This window comes from Lonsdalea quercina subsp. quercina, assembly GCF_000688695.1.
In the GTDB taxonomy this organism is placed as follows: domain Bacteria; phylum Pseudomonadota; class Gammaproteobacteria; order Enterobacterales; family Enterobacteriaceae; genus Lonsdalea; species Lonsdalea quercina_D.
In genome coordinates, this window is record NZ_JIBQ01000004.1 from 98457 (window position 1) to 115148 (window position 16692).

Annotated in this window: 13 protein-coding genes; 7 read left to right on the plus strand and 6 right to left on the minus strand. The window is 58.8% G+C overall.

Annotated features, from left to right (window positions below; genetic code table 11):
- The first annotated feature begins 20 nt into the window (after positions 1-20).
- The 6 genes from carB to SB13_RS03800 all read left to right on the plus strand — a co-directional run bounded on the left by carB (position 21) and on the right by SB13_RS03800 (position 8618).
- Positions 21-3245 (plus strand): carbamoyl-phosphate synthase large subunit, encoded by a 3225-nt coding sequence (gene carB / locus SB13_RS03775; RefSeq protein WP_026739068.1) that lies wholly within the window; start codon positions 21-23, stop codon positions 3243-3245.
- A 216-nt stretch (positions 3246-3461) separates the two neighbouring features.
- Positions 3462-4385, plus strand: a complete 924-nt coding sequence (locus SB13_RS03780) for an SDR family oxidoreductase (protein WP_026739069.1) — start codon at positions 3462-3464, stop codon at positions 4383-4385.
- Between the two features lie 311 nt (positions 4386-4696).
- On the plus strand, positions 4697-5473 hold the full coding sequence (locus SB13_RS03785) for a threonine/serine exporter family protein (RefSeq protein WP_026739070.1): 777 nt from the start codon (positions 4697-4699) through the stop codon (positions 5471-5473).
- Positions 5464-5934, plus strand: coding sequence for a threonine/serine exporter (locus tag SB13_RS03790; RefSeq protein ID WP_026739071.1), 471 nt, complete (start codon positions 5464-5466; stop codon positions 5932-5934). The genes SB13_RS03785 and SB13_RS03790 overlap by 10 nt, the downstream gene beginning before the upstream one ends.
- Positions 5935-6039: 105 nt before the next feature.
- Positions 6040-6522 (plus strand): type 3 dihydrofolate reductase, encoded by a 483-nt coding sequence (gene folA, locus SB13_RS03795; protein ID WP_026739072.1) that lies wholly within the window; start codon positions 6040-6042, stop codon positions 6520-6522.
- Between the two features lie 209 nt (positions 6523-6731).
- The gene (locus tag SB13_RS03800) at positions 6732-8618 is read left to right on the plus strand and encodes a PhoX family protein (protein WP_026739073.1); all 1887 of its coding nucleotides are present in this window, start codon (positions 6732-6734) and stop codon (positions 8616-8618) included.
- A gap of 174 nt (positions 8619-8792) precedes the next feature.
- Here SB13_RS03800 and apaH read toward each other — a convergent pair whose 3' ends face one another.
- The 6 genes from apaH to lptD form a co-directional block, all read right to left on the minus strand.
- Entirely contained in the window at positions 8793-9638 is an 846-nt protein-coding gene (gene apaH / locus SB13_RS03805) for a bis(5'-nucleosyl)-tetraphosphatase (symmetrical) ApaH (protein WP_026739074.1), read from the minus strand.
- A 2-nt stretch (positions 9639-9640) separates the two neighbouring features.
- Positions 9641-10018 carry a Co2+/Mg2+ efflux protein ApaG gene (apaG, locus tag SB13_RS03810; protein WP_026739075.1) on the minus strand — a complete coding sequence of 126 codons (378 nt, stop codon included), beginning with the start codon at positions 10016-10018 and terminating at the stop codon, positions 9641-9643.
- A 15-nt stretch (positions 10019-10033) separates the two neighbouring features.
- Positions 10034-10852, minus strand: coding sequence for a 16S rRNA (adenine(1518)-N(6)/adenine(1519)-N(6))-dimethyltransferase RsmA (gene rsmA / locus SB13_RS03815; RefSeq protein ID WP_026739076.1), 819 nt, complete (start codon positions 10850-10852; stop codon positions 10034-10036).
- Complete coding sequence (pdxA, locus tag SB13_RS03820) at positions 10845-11846, minus strand: 4-hydroxythreonine-4-phosphate dehydrogenase PdxA (protein WP_026739077.1); 1002 nt, start codon at positions 11844-11846, stop codon at positions 10845-10847. Before pdxA ends, rsmA begins: the two co-directional genes overlap by 8 nt.
- The gene (gene surA, locus SB13_RS03825; protein WP_026739078.1) at positions 11846-13141 is read right to left on the minus strand and encodes a peptidylprolyl isomerase SurA; all 1296 of its coding nucleotides are present in this window, start codon (positions 13139-13141) and stop codon (positions 11846-11848) included. Before surA ends, pdxA begins: the two co-directional genes overlap by 1 nt.
- 100 nt (positions 13142-13241) lie before the next feature.
- Positions 13242-15632 carry an LPS assembly protein LptD gene (gene lptD / locus SB13_RS03830; RefSeq protein ID WP_200872305.1) on the minus strand — a complete coding sequence of 797 codons (2391 nt, stop codon included), beginning with the start codon at positions 15630-15632 and terminating at the stop codon, positions 13242-13244.
- Positions 15633-15782: 150 nt separating this feature from the next.
- Between lptD and djlA the strand changes: the two genes are divergently transcribed.
- Positions 15783-16670: a co-chaperone DjlA gene (gene djlA, locus SB13_RS03835; protein ID WP_026739080.1), complete on the plus strand. Its 888-nt coding sequence runs from the start codon at positions 15783-15785 to the stop codon at positions 16668-16670.
- The last annotated feature ends 22 nt before the right edge of the window (positions 16671-16692 follow it).

The following is a 16692-nucleotide window of genomic DNA, read 5'->3' on the forward strand; positions in this document are numbered from 1 at the left end:
CGGGTTCTCAGGAGCGAGAAATGCCAAAACGTACCGACATAAAAAGTATCCTCATTCTGGGCGCCGGCCCGATCGTCATCGGTCAGGCGTGCGAGTTCGACTACTCTGGCGCGCAGGCATGCAAGGCGCTGCGCGAAGAGGGCTACCGCGTCATTCTGGTGAACTCCAACCCGGCGACGATCATGACCGACCCGGAGATGGCGGACGCCACCTATATCGAGCCGATTCACTGGGAAGTCGTGCGCAAAATCATCGATAAGGAGCGGCCGGATGCGGTGCTGCCGACGATGGGCGGCCAGACGGCGCTGAACTGCGCGCTGGAGCTGGAGCGCCGTGGCGTGCTGGAAGAGTTCGGCGTCACGATGATCGGCGCGACCGCCGATGCCATCGACAAAGCCGAAGACCGCCGTCGTTTCGATATCGCCATGAAGAAAATCGGGCTGGATACCGCCCGTTCCGGCATTGCGCACTCGATGGAAGAAGCGCTGGCCGTCGCCGCCGATGTCGGCTTTCCCTGCATTATCCGCCCCTCCTTTACAATGGGCGGCACCGGCGGCGGCATTGCCTACAACCGTGAAGAGTTCGAAGAGATTTGTACCCGCGGTCTGGACCTCTCGCCGACCAACGAGCTGCTAATCGATGAGTCGCTGATTGGCTGGAAAGAGTATGAGATGGAAGTGGTGCGGGACAAAAACGATAACTGCATCATCGTCTGCTCTATCGAAAACCTGGACGCGATGGGGATCCATACCGGCGACTCCATCACCGTTGCCCCGGCGCAAACGCTGACGGACAAGGAGTACCAGATCATGCGTAACGCCTCGATGGCGGTGTTGCGTGAAATCGGCGTTGAGACCGGCGGTTCCAACGTCCAGTTCTCGGTAAACCCGAAAAACGGTCGTCTCATCGTCATCGAGATGAACCCGCGCGTCTCCCGTTCCTCGGCGCTGGCCTCCAAGGCAACCGGCTTCCCGATTGCGAAGATCGCCGCGAAGCTGGCGGTGGGCTACACGCTGGACGAACTGATGAACGATATCACCGGCGGACGCACGCCCGCGTCTTTCGAGCCGTCTATCGACTATGTCGTCACCAAGATCCCGCGCTTCAACTTTGAAAAATTCGCGGGCTCCAACGACCGCCTGACGACGCAGATGAAGTCGGTGGGCGAAGTGATGGCGATCGGCCGCACACAGCAGGAGTCGTTGCAGAAAGCGCTGCGCGGACTTGAAGTGGGCGCGACCGGTTTTGATCCGAAAGTGGATCTGGACGATCCCGAGGCGCTGACCACCATTCGCCGGGAGCTGAAAGACGCGGGCGGCGATCGCATCTGGTATCTGGCCGATGCTTTCCGCGCCGGAATGTCGGTAGACGGCGTTTTCAACCTGACGAATATCGACCGCTGGTTCCTGGTGCAGATTGAAGAGCTGGTGCGTCTGGAAGAGCAGGTGGCGGAAGAGGGCGCAAACAGCCTGACGCCGGACTTCTTACGCATGCTGAAGCGCAAAGGGTTTGCCGATGCGCGTCTGGCGACCTTGGCGGGCGTTTCCGAAGGGGAAATCCGCAAGCTGCGCGACAAGTACAACCTGCACCCGGTTTACAAACGCGTGGATACCTGCGCCGCCGAATTCTCGACCGATACTGCCTACCTCTACTCCACGTATGAAGACGAGTGCGAGGCCAACCCAAATGCCGACCGCGATAAAATCATGGTGCTGGGCGGCGGGCCGAACCGTATCGGCCAGGGTATCGAGTTCGACTACTGCTGCGTACATGCTTCGCTGGCGCTGCGGGAAGACGGCTACGAAACCATTATGGTCAACTGCAACCCGGAAACCGTCTCCACGGACTACGACACGTCCGACCGCCTCTATTTCGAGCCGGTTACGCTGGAAGACGTGCTGGAAATCGTCCGTATCGAAAAACCGAAAGGCGTGATCGTCCAGTACGGCGGTCAGACGCCGCTGAAACTGGCGCGGGAACTGGAAGCAGCCGGTGTACCGGTGATTGGTACCAGCCCGGATGCCATTGACCGCGCGGAAGACCGCGAACGTTTCCAGCAGGCGGTCGAACGTCTGGGTCTGAAACAGCCGGCGAACGCCACGGTCGTCGCCATCGAACAGGCGGTGGAAAAAGCCGCGGGCCTCGGCTATCCGCTGGTGGTGCGTCCTTCTTATGTTCTGGGCGGTCGTGCGATGGAAATCGTCTACGACGAAACGGACCTGCGCCGTTACTTTCAGACGGCGGTGAGCGTCTCCAACGACGCGCCGGTGCTGCTGGACCGCTTCCTGGATGATGCGGTGGAAGTGGACGTGGACGCCATCTGTGACGGTGAACAGGTGCTGATCGGCGGCATTATGGAACATATCGAACAGGCCGGCGTGCACTCCGGTGACTCCGCGTGTTCGCTGCCGGCTTACACCCTGAGCCAAGAGATTCAGAATGTGATGCGTCAGCAGGTGGAAAAACTGGCGTTCGAACTGGCGGTACGCGGACTGATGAACGTGCAGTTCGCGGTGAAGAACAACGAAGTGTACCTGATTGAGGTAAACCCGCGTGCGGCGCGTACCGTGCCGTTTGTCTCCAAGGCCACCGGTGTGCCGCTGGCAAAAGTGGCGGCCCGCGTGATGGCCGGCAAATCGCTGGCTGAGCAGGGCGTGACCAAAGAAGTGATCCCGCCGTACTACTCGGTGAAAGAAGTGGTGCTGCCGTTCAATAAATTCCCGGGCGTCGACCCTATTTTGGGGCCGGAAATGCGTTCGACCGGCGAAGTCATGGGCGTGGGCCGCACGTTTGCGGAGGCGTTCGCCAAAGCCATGCTGGGCAGTAGCTCCGCGATGAAGAAAAACGGCCGCGCGCTGCTGTCGGTCCGCGAGGGCGACAAAGGCCGCGTCGTGGACCTGGCGGCCAAGCTGCTGAAGCACGGGTTTGAGCTGGATGCGACTCACGGCACCGCGGTGGTGCTGGGCGAGGCGGGCATCAATCCGCGTCTGGTTAACAAGGTGCACGAAGGGCGTCCGCACATTCAGGATCGCATCAAGAACGGCGAGTACGCCTATATCGTGAATACCACGGCCGGTCGTCAGGCGATTGAGGACTCCAAGCTGATCCGCCGCAGCGCGCTGCAATACAAAGTGCACTACGACACTACCATGAACGGGGGATTCGCCACGGCGATGTCGCTGAATGCCGACCCGACCGAGCAGGTGACGTCGGTGCAGGAAATGCACGCTAAAATCAGCCAATAACTCCCTTTCATTTAGAAAGGCGATAAGCGGGCCGATCGGTTATGCCGATTGGCCCGTTTTTTATTGATATTTCATTGTGTTGAACCTGTATTCGGTAGCATAAACGACTACCTTTCCTGAAAAAGACGCATTTAGCGTCTACGCTTAAAGGGTGACCCCAACGTGTGCGGGTGAGTGTTTTTTATCCGTCCGAACATCCTTTATCAGGAGATAAGTATGGCTTCGCATGAGAAAGAAGGTCAGTCTTCACGTCCCGCTTTAACCGGCAAAAATCCGGTCGATGCCTACCCCAAGCCCCCGTTTCCCAGCCAGCCGCAAACCCCGCCGGGGCTAGCGAGTAAAATGCAGCCGCTGCCGGATCACGGTGAGAAAAGTTACCGCGGCTCGGGCCGACTTGAGGGTCGAAAAGCGCTGGTGACCGGCGGAGACTCCGGTATTGGCCGCGCGGTAGCGATCGCCTATGCGCGTGAAGGGGCGGATGTGGCGATCAACTATCTGCCCGAAGAAGAGTCTGATGCAAAAGAGGTCATTGACCTTATTCGCGCCGAAGGCCGCACGGCCGTGGCGATACCGGGCGATATTCGCGACGAAGCGTTCTGCCGCAAACTGGTGGACGAGGCGGTGCATAAGCTGGGCGGGCTGGACATTCTGGTTAATAACGCAGGGCGCCAGCAGTACGTGGAGTCTATTGCGCAGCTGACGACCGAAGCGTTCGACGCCACGTTCAAAACCAATGTCTACGCGCCGTTCTGGATCAGCAAAGCGGCGTTGCAGCATATGAAACCCGGCTCGGCGATTATCAATACGACCTCGGTACAGGCCTTCAACCCCAGCGCGATCCTGTTGGATTATGCGCAGACCAAGGCTTGCAATGTGGCGTTCACCAAGGCGCTGGCGAAACAGATCACCGGCAAAGGGATCCGTGTCAACGCGGTCGCGCCAGGACCCTACTGGACGGCGCTGCAGTCGAGCGGCGGTCAGCCGATGGAGATGGTGCAGCAGTTTGCCGCCAGTTCGCCGATGGGGCGTCCGGGGCAGCCGGTGGAAATTGCGCCGCTGTATGTCACGCTGGCTTCGGCGGAAGCCAGCTACACCTCTGGTCAGGTATGGTGTGCGGACGGCGGCACAGGCACATTGTAGTCATCGTCCTCTCTCATGGCGGGGAGCGGCGATGGCCGTTCCTCGCGGTTCTACGACCACGCCGCCCCTTTGTTTGTCTCGCGCTGTTTAAATCAATCCGGCTGTCATCTCGCCCCGTTTCATCTCCCTGATTAGCTGCCATAATCCCTATCGTCATCAAATTCATTGTGGAAAATTCGTGCATAATGTTTGCCAACAACGCTGTGGCTGGCCTTTTCGGGCCGTTCGCCATAAGCGACGGCGCGGCGGAGCTGCGACGGTCTGCATCAGCGTTAATTCTCGGGACTTTTGAGTCGGGGCGGAGCATCAAGATGATCAGTTCAGGTATCGCTCAACGGGACATCACCCGGTTGTGTATTCAATGTGCGCTGATGCTGCTACAGCACGGTGCGGAAAGTACGGTCGTGGAGCAGTTGTCCTCCCGCCTGGGGAAGGCGCTGGGCGCCGACAGCGTGGAGAGTTCCATTTCCGCGAACGCCGTGGTGCTGAGCACGATCGTCAACGGACATTGTCTGACCACCACGCGCAGGAATGAGGACCGCGGCATCAACATGCACGTGGTGACGGAGGTGCAGCATGTCGTGATTTTGGCCGAGCATGGCCTGTTAGGCGTTCATGAGGTCGCGAAGCGCTTCGACCACATCAAACCGCTGCGTTACCCGCGTTGGATTGTCGTGAGCATCGTCGCACTCTCTTGCGGCTGTTTCAGCCGGTTGAACGGCGGCGGCTGGGATGCATTTCTCATCGCGCTGCTCGCCAGCGGACTTGCGATGTATGTGCGCCAACTGCTGACGGTCCGCAGCTTTAATCCGCTGATCAATTTCTGCATTACCGCCTTCGTCGCTACTTCGGCCTCCGGACTGCTGATGCGGGTGCCGGGGCTGGAGAATTCCGCCACGGTGGCGATGGCGGCCAGCGTACTGTTGCTGGTTCCCGGTTTCCCGTTGATTAACGCGGTGGCTGATATGTTCAAAGGACACGTCAACACCGGGCTGGCGCGCTGGGCGATCGCCAGTCTGTTGACGCTCTCCACTTGTATTGGCGTGGTATCGGCAATGGCGATATGGGGGCTGCGTGGATGGGCCTAGAACTTCTCTGGATGTTATTGCAGGACATGGCGCTGGCCGCGGTGCCGGCGCTCGGTTTCGCTATCGTGTTCAATGTGCCGGTGAGGGCGCTGCACTATTGCGCCGCGCTCGGCGCGCTGGGACATGGTTCCCGCTTTCTGATGATCCATTTCGGCCTGCACATTGAATGGGCTTCCATGCTGGCCGCTATCCTGATCGGCGCGTTGGGGATTCACTGGTCGCGCTGGCTGCTGGCGCACCCCAAGGTGTTTACCGTCGCGGCGGTGATCCCGATGTTCCCCGGCATTTCCGCCTATACTGCGATGATCTCGGTCGTGGAGCTGTCGCACCAGGGTTACAGCGAAGCGTTGATGCAGCAGTTGATCACCCAATTCCTCAAGGCCAGCTTCATCGTCGGGGCGCTCTCCATCGGACTGTCGCTACCCGGATTGTGGGTTTATCACCGGCGTCCGGGAGTGTGACCCATCAGAGACCTCTGAGAACAAATTTGTATACCGTTCATTTATCGACGCCTGAACCGGCTTTCCGTATAGTGGCAACAATTTTTTTGCCTACAGGGTTCTACCATGGTTATTAGTTTGATTGCTGCGATGGCGGTGGATCGGGTTATTGGGATGGAAAATGCCATGCCCTGGCATCTCCCCGCTGACCTGGCGTGGTTCAAGCGTAATACGCTCGATAAGCCCATCGTGATGGGACGCAACACGTTCCGCTCTATCGGTCAGCCGCTGCCGGGGCGGCGCAATATCGTGATCAGCAGTCAGCCGGGCGACGATGACCGCGTGATTTGGGTGACGTCACCGGAGGCTGCGCTGGCGGAGGCCGGCGATGTCGAAGAGGTCATGGTCATCGGCGGCGGCAGTATCTACCGGCAGATGTTGCCCCTGGCGCAACGGCTTTATTTGACGCACATTGATGCCGAAGTTGAGGGCGACACCCACTTCCCTGATTATGAGCCGGACGAATGGCGCTCTACGTTCAGCGAGTTTCACGAAGCGGATGAACGTAATTCTCACCACTACTGCTTCGAAATATTGGAACGCCGCTAACCCTCTTTTCTCAAACCCGCCTATCGGCGGGTTTTCTTTATTCCGCTCAAATTACGCCCGTTGCGCTGTCGGGTGTCAGATTTCTTACACTCAGATGAATGTAACCTTTCGGTAATATTATTCCCCTATCATTAGCCGCTATCGCGAGTCTGTTTTCATGCCGTACGTTCGCCGTGCGGCTAGCCTATCCGAAATGAGGAAATAGAACGATGACGAGCAATGTGGATAACGTAAAAGCTGGCGATCAGGTCGATGCCAGCCGCCGTCGACTGGTGTTTGGCAGTGCAGGGGCATTGGGCATGGCCAGTTTTCTGGGCGGCGGCGTCTTGTCGTTCAGCGCCCGGGCGCAGAGCGCGGCACCGGGCAGTGCATTGCTGGGTTTTAAAGGCATAGCGGCGTCTGCCGCGGATGAGGTGATCGTACCGCCGGGGTATCGCGCCGAGGTGCTGATTTCGTGGGGCGATCCGCTGGTGGACGGCGCGGCGCCTTTCGACCCCAATGGGCGTAACAGCGCGGCGGAACAGGCCCTGCAATTCGGGGACAACAACGATGGCATGAGCTTTTTCCCGATAGACGAACGCCACGGCGTCATGGCGATCAATAACGAATACGTCAATGAACCCTACCTGTTCGCCCACGGCGGCAAGAAGGCGGCCAGCCTTGAGGATGTGCGCAAATCTCAGGCCGCGCACGGCGTGTCTATCGTCGCGGTGCAGCGCGTTGGCGACTCCGTGAGCTGGCAGGTGATGCGCCCGTCGCGTTACAACCGCCGGATTACCGCGACCACGCCCATGACTTTCAGCGGCCCGGCCGCGGGTCACGCCTTGCTGCAAACCGCAGCTGATCCGACCGGCACCCGGGTGTTGGGTACGTTCGGCAACTGTGCCAACGGCAAAACGCCGTGGGGCACCTACCTCACCTGCGAAGAAAACTTTGATACCTACTTCGGCACGCGCGACGCCGACTATCGCTCCACGCCCGATCAGGAGCGCTATACGCTGGATGTGAAAGAGCCGGAGCGCAATTGGGTCGATTTCGACGAGCGCTTCGATGTGAGTCGTCATCCGAATGAGTTCAACCGTCACGGCTGGATAGTGGAGATAGATCCGTTAGATCCGAATTCGACGCCCATTAAGCGTACGGCGCTGGGGCGTTTCAAACACGAAAATGCGGCGGTCACTGTCGCGCAGGATGGGCGTCTGGTGGTCTACATGGGTGACGATGAGCGCGGGGAATTCATCTACAAATATGTTTCTCACGCAAAGGTGGATCACGTCAATCCGGCGCACAACCACCGCCTGCTGGATGAAGGCACGCTGTATGTGGCCCAGTTTGACGGCGATGCGGCAGGCACGCCGCTGAAAGGCAAAGGACGCTGGATTGCGCTGACGTTCGGGGAAAATGGACTGACGCCGGAAAAGGGTTTTCACAGTCAGGCGGAAGTCGTGACCTTCGCCCGTAAGGCGGCGTCGCAGGTGGGCGCAACCCGTATGGATCGCCCCGAGTGGATCGCCGTGAATCCGCATGATGGCCGCGCCTACTGCACGCTAACCAACAACAGCAAGCGCGGTGAGACGGGCATGCCGTTGAACCCCGCCAATCCGCGCCCGAAAAACGTCTACGGCCAGATCATTCGCTGGGACGAGCATGGCGATGCCACCGCTCAAGCGTTTGCGTGGGATATGTATGCGCTGTGTGGCAACCCGATTGCGCACCCGGAAGGCGTCAACCGCGGTACGCCCAACATCACGGCGGAGAATACTTTTAACAGCCCGGATGGTTTGGGATTCGACCGGGAAGGGCGGCTGTGGATCCTAACGGACGGTAATTACAGCAACACCGGTGACTTCGTTGGGCAGGGCAATAACCAGATGTTGGCAGGCGATCCTGTCAGCGGCGAAATCAAACGTTTTATGGTAGGGCCGAAGTCCTGTGAATTGACCGGAATCACCTTCACCCAGGACTACCGGACGATGTTCGTCAACGTGCAGCATCCGGGTGAAGAGGGCGATTCGCACTTCCCGCACAGCAGCGTGCGCCCTCGTTCATCGGTGGTGATGGTGACGCGGCAGGACGGCGGCGTCATCGGCGCGTAGGTCAGTCATCCAAGCGTCGGGGTAAACGTCATTCCGCCTAGTCACTTGACGCTGTCTTCGGGAAGCGCTCAGGCACGAACAAAAAAGAGATGCCCTGCGGCATCTCTTTTTCACGTTCATATCTTCTCGCTTTCTTGCGAACGGGGCGGCGATGCCCGTCCGATTCCGATGCGGTTACCCGGCGTTTTGCGCACTGTCATCCTGCCGGACAAACTGAGACGGCTGGTGGTAATACCGCTGCGTTTCCCAGTGAAGCAACGTCAGCGAGCCTCCCCAGCAGCAGCCGGTATCCAACGCGAAAATGCCTTCCGGCGTGCCTTTGCCTTCCAGCGATGCCCAATGCCCGAAGGCGATGGCGTATTCGCTCGGCACCGGACCGGGTAAATTGAACCAGGGCTTCAGCATGGACGGCGCCTGCGCGGGCGGCGTTTTGCACATCATATCCAGCTGTCCGCCGCCAAAGCAGTAGCGCATGCGGGTGAAGACGTTGGTGCTGAAGCGCAGTCGCGGCAGGCCGCTCAGTTCCGGCAACCAGTTGTTCGGCATGTCGCCATACATCGCATCCAGAAATAGCGGATAGCTGTCGCTGCTCAAGATGGATTCGACTTCGCGGGCGCACATCTGCGCGGTGTCCAGATCCCACTGCGGCGTAATCCCCGCATGGGCCATCACCAGCTTAAGCTCTTCATCGACCTGCAGCACCGGCTGGCGACGCAGCCAGTTGATGAGATCGTCGATATCCGGCGCGGCGAGCAACGCGTCCAGCCGGTCTTTGCTTTTCTGACGGCTGATGCCGGCGTAGACCGCCAGCAGATGCAGGTCGTGGTTGCCGAGCACCATGCGTACCGACGAACCCAGCGAGCGCACGAAGCGCAGTACCTGCAATGAATCGGGACCGCGAGCGACGAGGTCGCCGGTCAGCCATAGCGTATCCCGCGCGGGATCGAAAGAAACTTGCGCCAATAGCGCTTCCAGTTCAACGAAACAACCGTGAACGTCGCCAACAAGATAGGTAGCCATAATTAGTGTATCAATGAAGGGATTGCCAGGCGGAATACCGGGATAGATTCCTGGAAAGTCTCACCCTGATGGTCGAGCATCTGGTAATGGCCTTCCATCGTGCCCAACGGCGTTTCAAGAATGGCGCCGCTGGTGTATTGGAATTCACTGCCGGGATGAATGACGGGCTGAACGCCGATGACGCCTTCGCCCTGAACTTCAGTCTGACGCCCGTTGCTGTTGGTGATGAGCCAGTAACGGCTCATCAGTTTGACGTCGTGGCGCCCCAGATTGCGGATAGTAATGGTGTAAGCAAAGACGTAGCGATCTTCTTCCGGCGCAGACTGTGCTTCTACGTAGAAACTCTGAACCTGTATGCAAACTCGGGGCGCGTTGATCATGACGACAACTCCAGTTTATTCCTGCGCCGTAGGGTGATTGCTAAGCCAGTCGGCGAGCTTGCAATACTGCTCTACGGTCACGTTTTCTGCGCGATCGTTGGCATTGATGCCCTGTTCCGCCAACTGCTCTTGCGTAAACAGGTTGCCCAGACTGTTGCGCAATGTTTTACGGCGCTGATTGAAAGCTTCAGTGGTGATTCTGCTCAGCACCCGGGTATCGACCTGTGGATAAGGCGACGTCGTGTGAGGCACCAGCCGCACGACCGCAGAGTCGACTTTTGGCGCCGGCCTAAATGCGGTGGGCGGAACTTCGAGTACCGGGATGACCTGGCAGTAATACTGCGCCATGACGCTCAAACGGCCGTAGGCTTTACTGTTCGGACCCGCAACCAGCCGATTGACCACCTCTTTCTGCAACATAAAGTGCATGTCGCGAATAGCCTGAGTATAGCTGAACAGATGGAACATCAGCGGTGTGGAAATATTATAGGGCAGGTTGCCGAAAACCCGCAGCGGCTGGCCGATTTGCTGCGCCAACTCGGCGAAGTCCACTTTCATGGCATCCTGCTGAATGATGGTGAGTTTATCCTTCAACGTGGGATGGACTTCCAGCCGTGCGGCCAGATCGCGGTCCAGCTCGACGACGGTAAAGTGGTTCAGTCGTTCTCCCACAGGCGCAGTCAAAGCNCCCAGACCAGGGCCGATTTCCACCAGCGCCTGATCCGGCAGCGGGTGAATGGCGGAGACAATGCTGTCGATCACAAAATGATCGTGTAAAAAGTTTTGCCCGAAACGTTTACGGGCGAAGTGGCCTTGGTGTACTCGATTATTCATTACGATTAGCAATCATTTTAATAGCAAGATTTAGGGCGGTACTGAAGCTGCCGGGATCGGCCTGGCCGGTGGCGGCCAGCTCCAGCGCCGTGCCGTGGTCGACCGATGTACGGATAAACGGCAGACCCAGCGTGATGTTGACTGCCCGGCCGAAGCCCTGATACTTCAGAACCGGCAATCCCTGGTCGTGATACATCGCCAGCACGGCATCCGCCGGCTGTAAATATTTAGGTTGGAACAAGGTGTCTGCCGGCAGCGGGCCGACCAGCTGAATGCCTTTCTCCCGCAGCTCATCAAGCGCCGGAATGATGACGTCCAGCTCTTCCCGCCCCATATGACCGCCTTCGCCCGCATGGGGATTCAGGCCGCAAACGTAGATCGACGGGTTTGCAATACCGAATTTGGTCCGCAAATCGTGATCGAGAATGGTGACGACTTCGTGCAAACACTGGCGGTCGACCGCGTCCGCCACGTCTCTCAGCGGCAGATGCGTCGTTGCCAGCGCGACGCGCAGCTCCTCGGTCGCCAGCATCATGACGACCCGCTCGCAATGGCTGCGTTCGGCAAAGAATTCGGTGTGCCCGGTAAACGGCACGCCAGCCTCGTTGATGATGCCTTTATGCACCGGGCCGGTAACCAGGGCGGCAAATTCGCCACGCAGGCAGCCGTCGCAGGCCTGAGCCAGCGTCTCGACGACGTAACGGCTGTTCTCCACGTTCAACTGGCTGGGAACGACGGTCCCCGCGAGTTCGACCGGCAGTACGGTCAGCGTACCGGATTGCTGAGGATGCGCGGGTTGCGCGGGAAGATACTCCCGCACCGACAGCGGGACATTCAGCGTCTGTGCCCGGCTAAACAGCAGCGCGGGATCGGCGCAGACCACCAGTTCGACCGGCCATGCCTGTTGGGCCAGCGAGACGATCAGATCAGGACCAATCCCGGCGGGGTCGCCGGGGGTGATCACGATGCGTGGCGTGCTGCGTTCAGTCGACATTAGTTGCTTTGTCCATCCAGCACTTTGACGTAGGCGGCAGCGCGTTTTTCCTGCATCCAGGTCTGGGCTTCTTCCGCAAACTTGCGGTTGAACAGCATGCGGTAGGCGCGCTCTTTTTGCGCCGCGTCGGTCTTATCGACCTGACGGGTGTCCATCAACTGAATGAGATGCCAGCCAAAGGACGAGTGGACCGGCGGGCTGATTTCGCCTTTGCGCAGTTTCAGCAGCGCGTCGCGGAATACCGGATCGTAAACGTCAGGTGAGGACCAGCCCAGATCGCCGCCCTGATTGGCGGAACCCGGATCTTGCGATAGCTGGCGCGCCTGCGCAGCGAAGGTGGTGCCGCCGCTCTTGATCTGCTGCGCGACTTCCAGCAGTTTGGCGCGGGCCTGATCGTCCGTCATGACGACGGAAGGCCTGAGCAGAATGTGTCGGGCGTGCATTTCCGTGACGGAGACGGTTTTGTCTTCGCCGCGGATGTCGTTGACGCGCAGAATGTGGAAGCCGACGCCGGAACGGATCGGGCCGACTATCTGGCCTTTCTGCGCCTGCACTAGGCTTTCGGCGAACAGCGTCGGCAGTTCTTGCAGTTTACCCCAGCCCATCTGTCCCCCTTTCAGCGCTTGCTGATCGGCGGAGTAGGTGATGGCGAGCTTGCCAAAGTCGGCGCCTTCGTTCGCTTCTTTCACCAGGCGCTTAGCCAGATCTTCGGCCTGATCGACTTCCTGCTGCGTCGGGTTTTCCGACAGCGGCAGCAGGATATGGCTCAGATTGACCTCGGTATCGCCGGTGTTCTGATTAGAGACCTGCTTGGCCAGCGCGTCGACTTCCTGCGGGAGGATGGTGATGCGGCGGCGCACTTCGTTATTGCGCACTTCGGCGATGGTCATGTCTTTGCGGATCTGGCTGCGGTAGGTATCGTAGCTGATGCCTTCCTGCGCCAGGCGGTCGCGCATCTGAGCGACCGTCATGCGGTTCTGAGCCGCAATGCCGCTGATGGCGCTATCCAACTGCTCGTCGGTGATCTGAACGCCCATCTTTTGGGCCATTTGCAGCACGATGCTGTCGACAATCAGGCGATCGAGGATCTGATGGCGCAGCGTGGCGTCATCGGGCAACTGCTGGCCGGCACCCTGTGCGTTCAGCTTGACCGACTGCAGTAAGCCATTGACATCACTTTCCAGCACGACGCCGTTATCCACCACCGCGGCAACCCTATCAACGACCTGTGGCGCGGCAAACGCTGTCGAGACGCTCAGCGTCAGTCCCAGAATCAGTGCTTTCCAGTTGTTCATACCTTTCCCATTAAATGTCATCCGCCCGGAGGCGGGTTAAATGTTGAATTGCTACCGGTATTAGACGCTTATTGCGGCCAGAGTTCCCGGCGGTACACCATTAGAAAGAGCGTTGGTACGGCAAAATGCCGTTCGCCAGCATTTTGTCTGTGCCCAAACTGTAGTTGCTGCTCAGACCGCGCAGTTCAAACGACACGCCCACTTTGTTGTCGTAGACGCTGCTGTTGGAGGCGGTATTCCAGGTGGTGATCTTCCTTTCGTAACCGACATTGACCGCCCAGCAACAGGTGGAATACTGCAGACCAATCAGCTGATCGGCCGGCTGGTTCATCTTGGTGTCGTAGTAATACGCGCCGACGACGGCCCAGCGCTCGGACAGCGGCCAGCTGCCGGTCATCCCCACCTGAGAAATGCCCTGCTGATAGGCCGGAAGAGTGCTGCTGTTCAGCATGGATTGAATGTATTCCGCGCTGGCGTAGCGGTAGTTCAACTGCAGCATGCGTTCGCCGCCACCGCGGTATTCCACCACGGCGTCGCCGACCGTGAAGTTATCCACGCGAGCATCGTACTGCGCGCCGCCGCGGACCGCCCAGTTATCGGCGATCTTCCAGTAGGTATCGCCCGCCCAGGTCAGGCTGCCGTTGTGGTAGTTATTGTCGAGCGACGAGTCGGTATTGCCGGTACGCGGACGTTCGAAGTAGTAAATCTGACCGAGCGAGGCGTTGAAACGTTCCACCAGCGCGTCGTCGTACAGGCGGGTGGTGACCCCGCTCGCGACCTGGTTGGCGGAAGCGATACGGTCCAGGCCGCCATAGGTGCGGTCGCGGAACAAGCCCGCATAGTCGCTCTGCAGCAGAGTTGAGTCATAGCTCTTGATACGACTTTGATCGCGGTACGGTACGTAGAGGTACATCGCGCGCGGTTCCAGCGTCTGGGTGTATCCCTTCGCCCAATCCATATCTCGTTCAAAGACCAGTTTGCCGTCGACTTTGTACTGCGGCATCACGCGATTGACCGACTCATCCAATGGGGTGTTCTCGGTGTTGCTATTGTAATTAGTCAGGTTGGTCTGCTGATAGTGGGTCGCCATCAGCTTGGCTTCGGTATTCAGGCTCGCCCAGCCATTGGACAGCGGCAGGTTGAAGGTCGGTTCGGCGTGCAGACGGGTCGCCGTCGGCATATCCGGGTTCACGTTGGTAAATTTCACCGCCTGCCCGTAAAGGTGCATGTCGACAGGACCCAGATCGTTAAGGTAGTAGTTCATATCGAGCTGCGGCTGTGCGCGATAGACATCCGAGGTATTGCTGAATATCTGATAGCTGCGCGTCGACAGCGTGGCGTCGAAGTTGCGGTCGGCGTAAGCGGCGCTGAACTTCTGGGTGGCATAGCCGTCGGTGGTGGAGCCGTATTTGGACTCCAGATCGGTAAAGTAGTACGGGTCGCTGACTTTGGTGTAGTCGATGTTAAAACGCCAGACCTGGTTCAGCACGCCGCTGTGTTGCCAGTAAGTCAGCCAGCGGGTGGTATTGCTGTCGGCCTCGTAGGTGCCAGCTTTGATCTCTTTATCGTACTGCTTATCGTTCGGCAGCCAGTCCAGCTCGAACACGCCGGCGCCCGCACGGGTCAGGTAGCGGAATTCGTTCTCCCACTGCAGTCCACGTTTTGTCTGTACGTGCGGCGTAATGGTAGCGTCGAAGTTCGGGGCGATGTTCCAGTAGTACGGCGTCATCAGCTCGAAGCCGTTGTTCTTGCCATATTTGGCGTTCGGGATCAAGAAACCGGAACGTCGGCGATCGCCCACGGGGAGCTGAAGATACGGGCTGTAGAAAATCGGGACACCGGCGATGCGGAATCGCGCGTTCCAGATTTCAGCCACTTCTTCTTCCCTGTCGTGGATGACTTCCGAACCCACGACGCTCCAGCTATCGTCACCTGGCAGGCAGGACGTAAAGGTGCCGTTTTCCAGAATGGTGTATCGGTTGTCGTCGCGCAGCTTCATCTTGTTGGCATCGCCGCGGCCCTGACGTCCGACCATCTGGTAGTCGCCTTGGTACACGTCAGTGTCTTTGGTATTCAGGTTCGACCAGGCTTTCGGCCCTTTCAGGATCACCTGATTGTCATCGTAATGAACATCGCCGGTGGCGGTGACCGTGCGGGTCGGGTCGGTTTTACCCGCCTGCTGAATCTGATTCAGCTCGACCTCCTTGGCGGTCATCACCCGGTTGCCTTGCTCAATATTCACATTTCCGGTGAATACGGCGTTGTCGGGATAGTTCGCCTGGGAGTGATCTGCCTGGATGTGGACGGGCAGCTGACCGGTGTCGCCGGTCACCAGCGGACGGTTATACGTCGGTACGCCGAGCATACACTGAGAGGCGAGGTCCGCCATGGCTTGCTGGCTGTAGAGCGCTGACCACACTAACGAGGCCAGCAGAGTTGGGAAACTTTTTTTCATACGCGGTATTAGGTGTTCCGTCATCAGGGGCATCATGCCGGCAAACCGTCAGAGACTATATCACGCGCTGGCGCAGTGCCAGTGCTAAATCCCCGCCGTTTTCTACGCGCTGCCGTTAGGAGCAAAGATAAATGACGGGTATGATAAAGCAATTTTTAGCCGACGGCATGAGGATTTGAGGAGTATATGCGCTATTGGGGAAAGTTGCTGGGGCTAGCGATGGGCGTAGCGTCCAGCGGTGGCGTCAGTGCGCTGATTATCGGGCTACTGGTGGGTCATTTATTTGACAAAGCCCGCTCGTCGCGTCGACGCAGCGCTTTTTCCGCACACTCCTCCCGCCAGGCGCTGTTCTACATCACCACGTTCCAGGCGATGGGTCATCTCACCAAGTCGAAAGGGCGAGTGACCGAGGCGGATATTCTCGCCGCGACCCATGTCATGGATCGGCTGGAGCTGCGTGGAGCAGCGCGCAATGCGGCCCAACAGGCGTTTCGTGAAGGCAAGTCTCGTCAGTTCCCGGTGCGTGGCAAGCTGCGTAAACTGCGTGATGTCTGCATCGGTCGTTTCGATATGGTTCGCCTGTTTCTGGAAATTCAGCTGCAGGTCGCCTTCATCGACGGCGCGCTGCATCCCAATGAACGCCGGCTGTTGTACGTTTTTGCCGATGAACTGGGGGTGACGCGGGCGCAGTTCGAGCTCTTCCTGCGCACCATGGAACGCGCGACGCAGCAATCACATACTCAGTCTCAGCATGGCAATGGTGGGTGGTCCCAGCAGGGCGGGAATGCGCATCAACGTCGGGGGCAGTCGCATAACGGACGCTCTCAGCATCAGCGGCCGCCAATACCTCCGCGTGGGCCGACCGTGGAAAGCGCCTGCCGGACGCTGGGCGTGCGTTCCAACGATGATGCGGTGACGGTGAAGCGCGCTTATCGCAAGCTGATGAGCGAACACCATCCGGACAAGGTGGTGGGGAAGGGGCTGTCGCCGCGTATGATCGAACTCTCCAAGCGCAAAGCGCAGGATATTCAGGCGGCCTACGAATTCCTCAAGATTCACAAGTTCTCGCGTTAACGATTCCTCGCGCTTTCGTCCT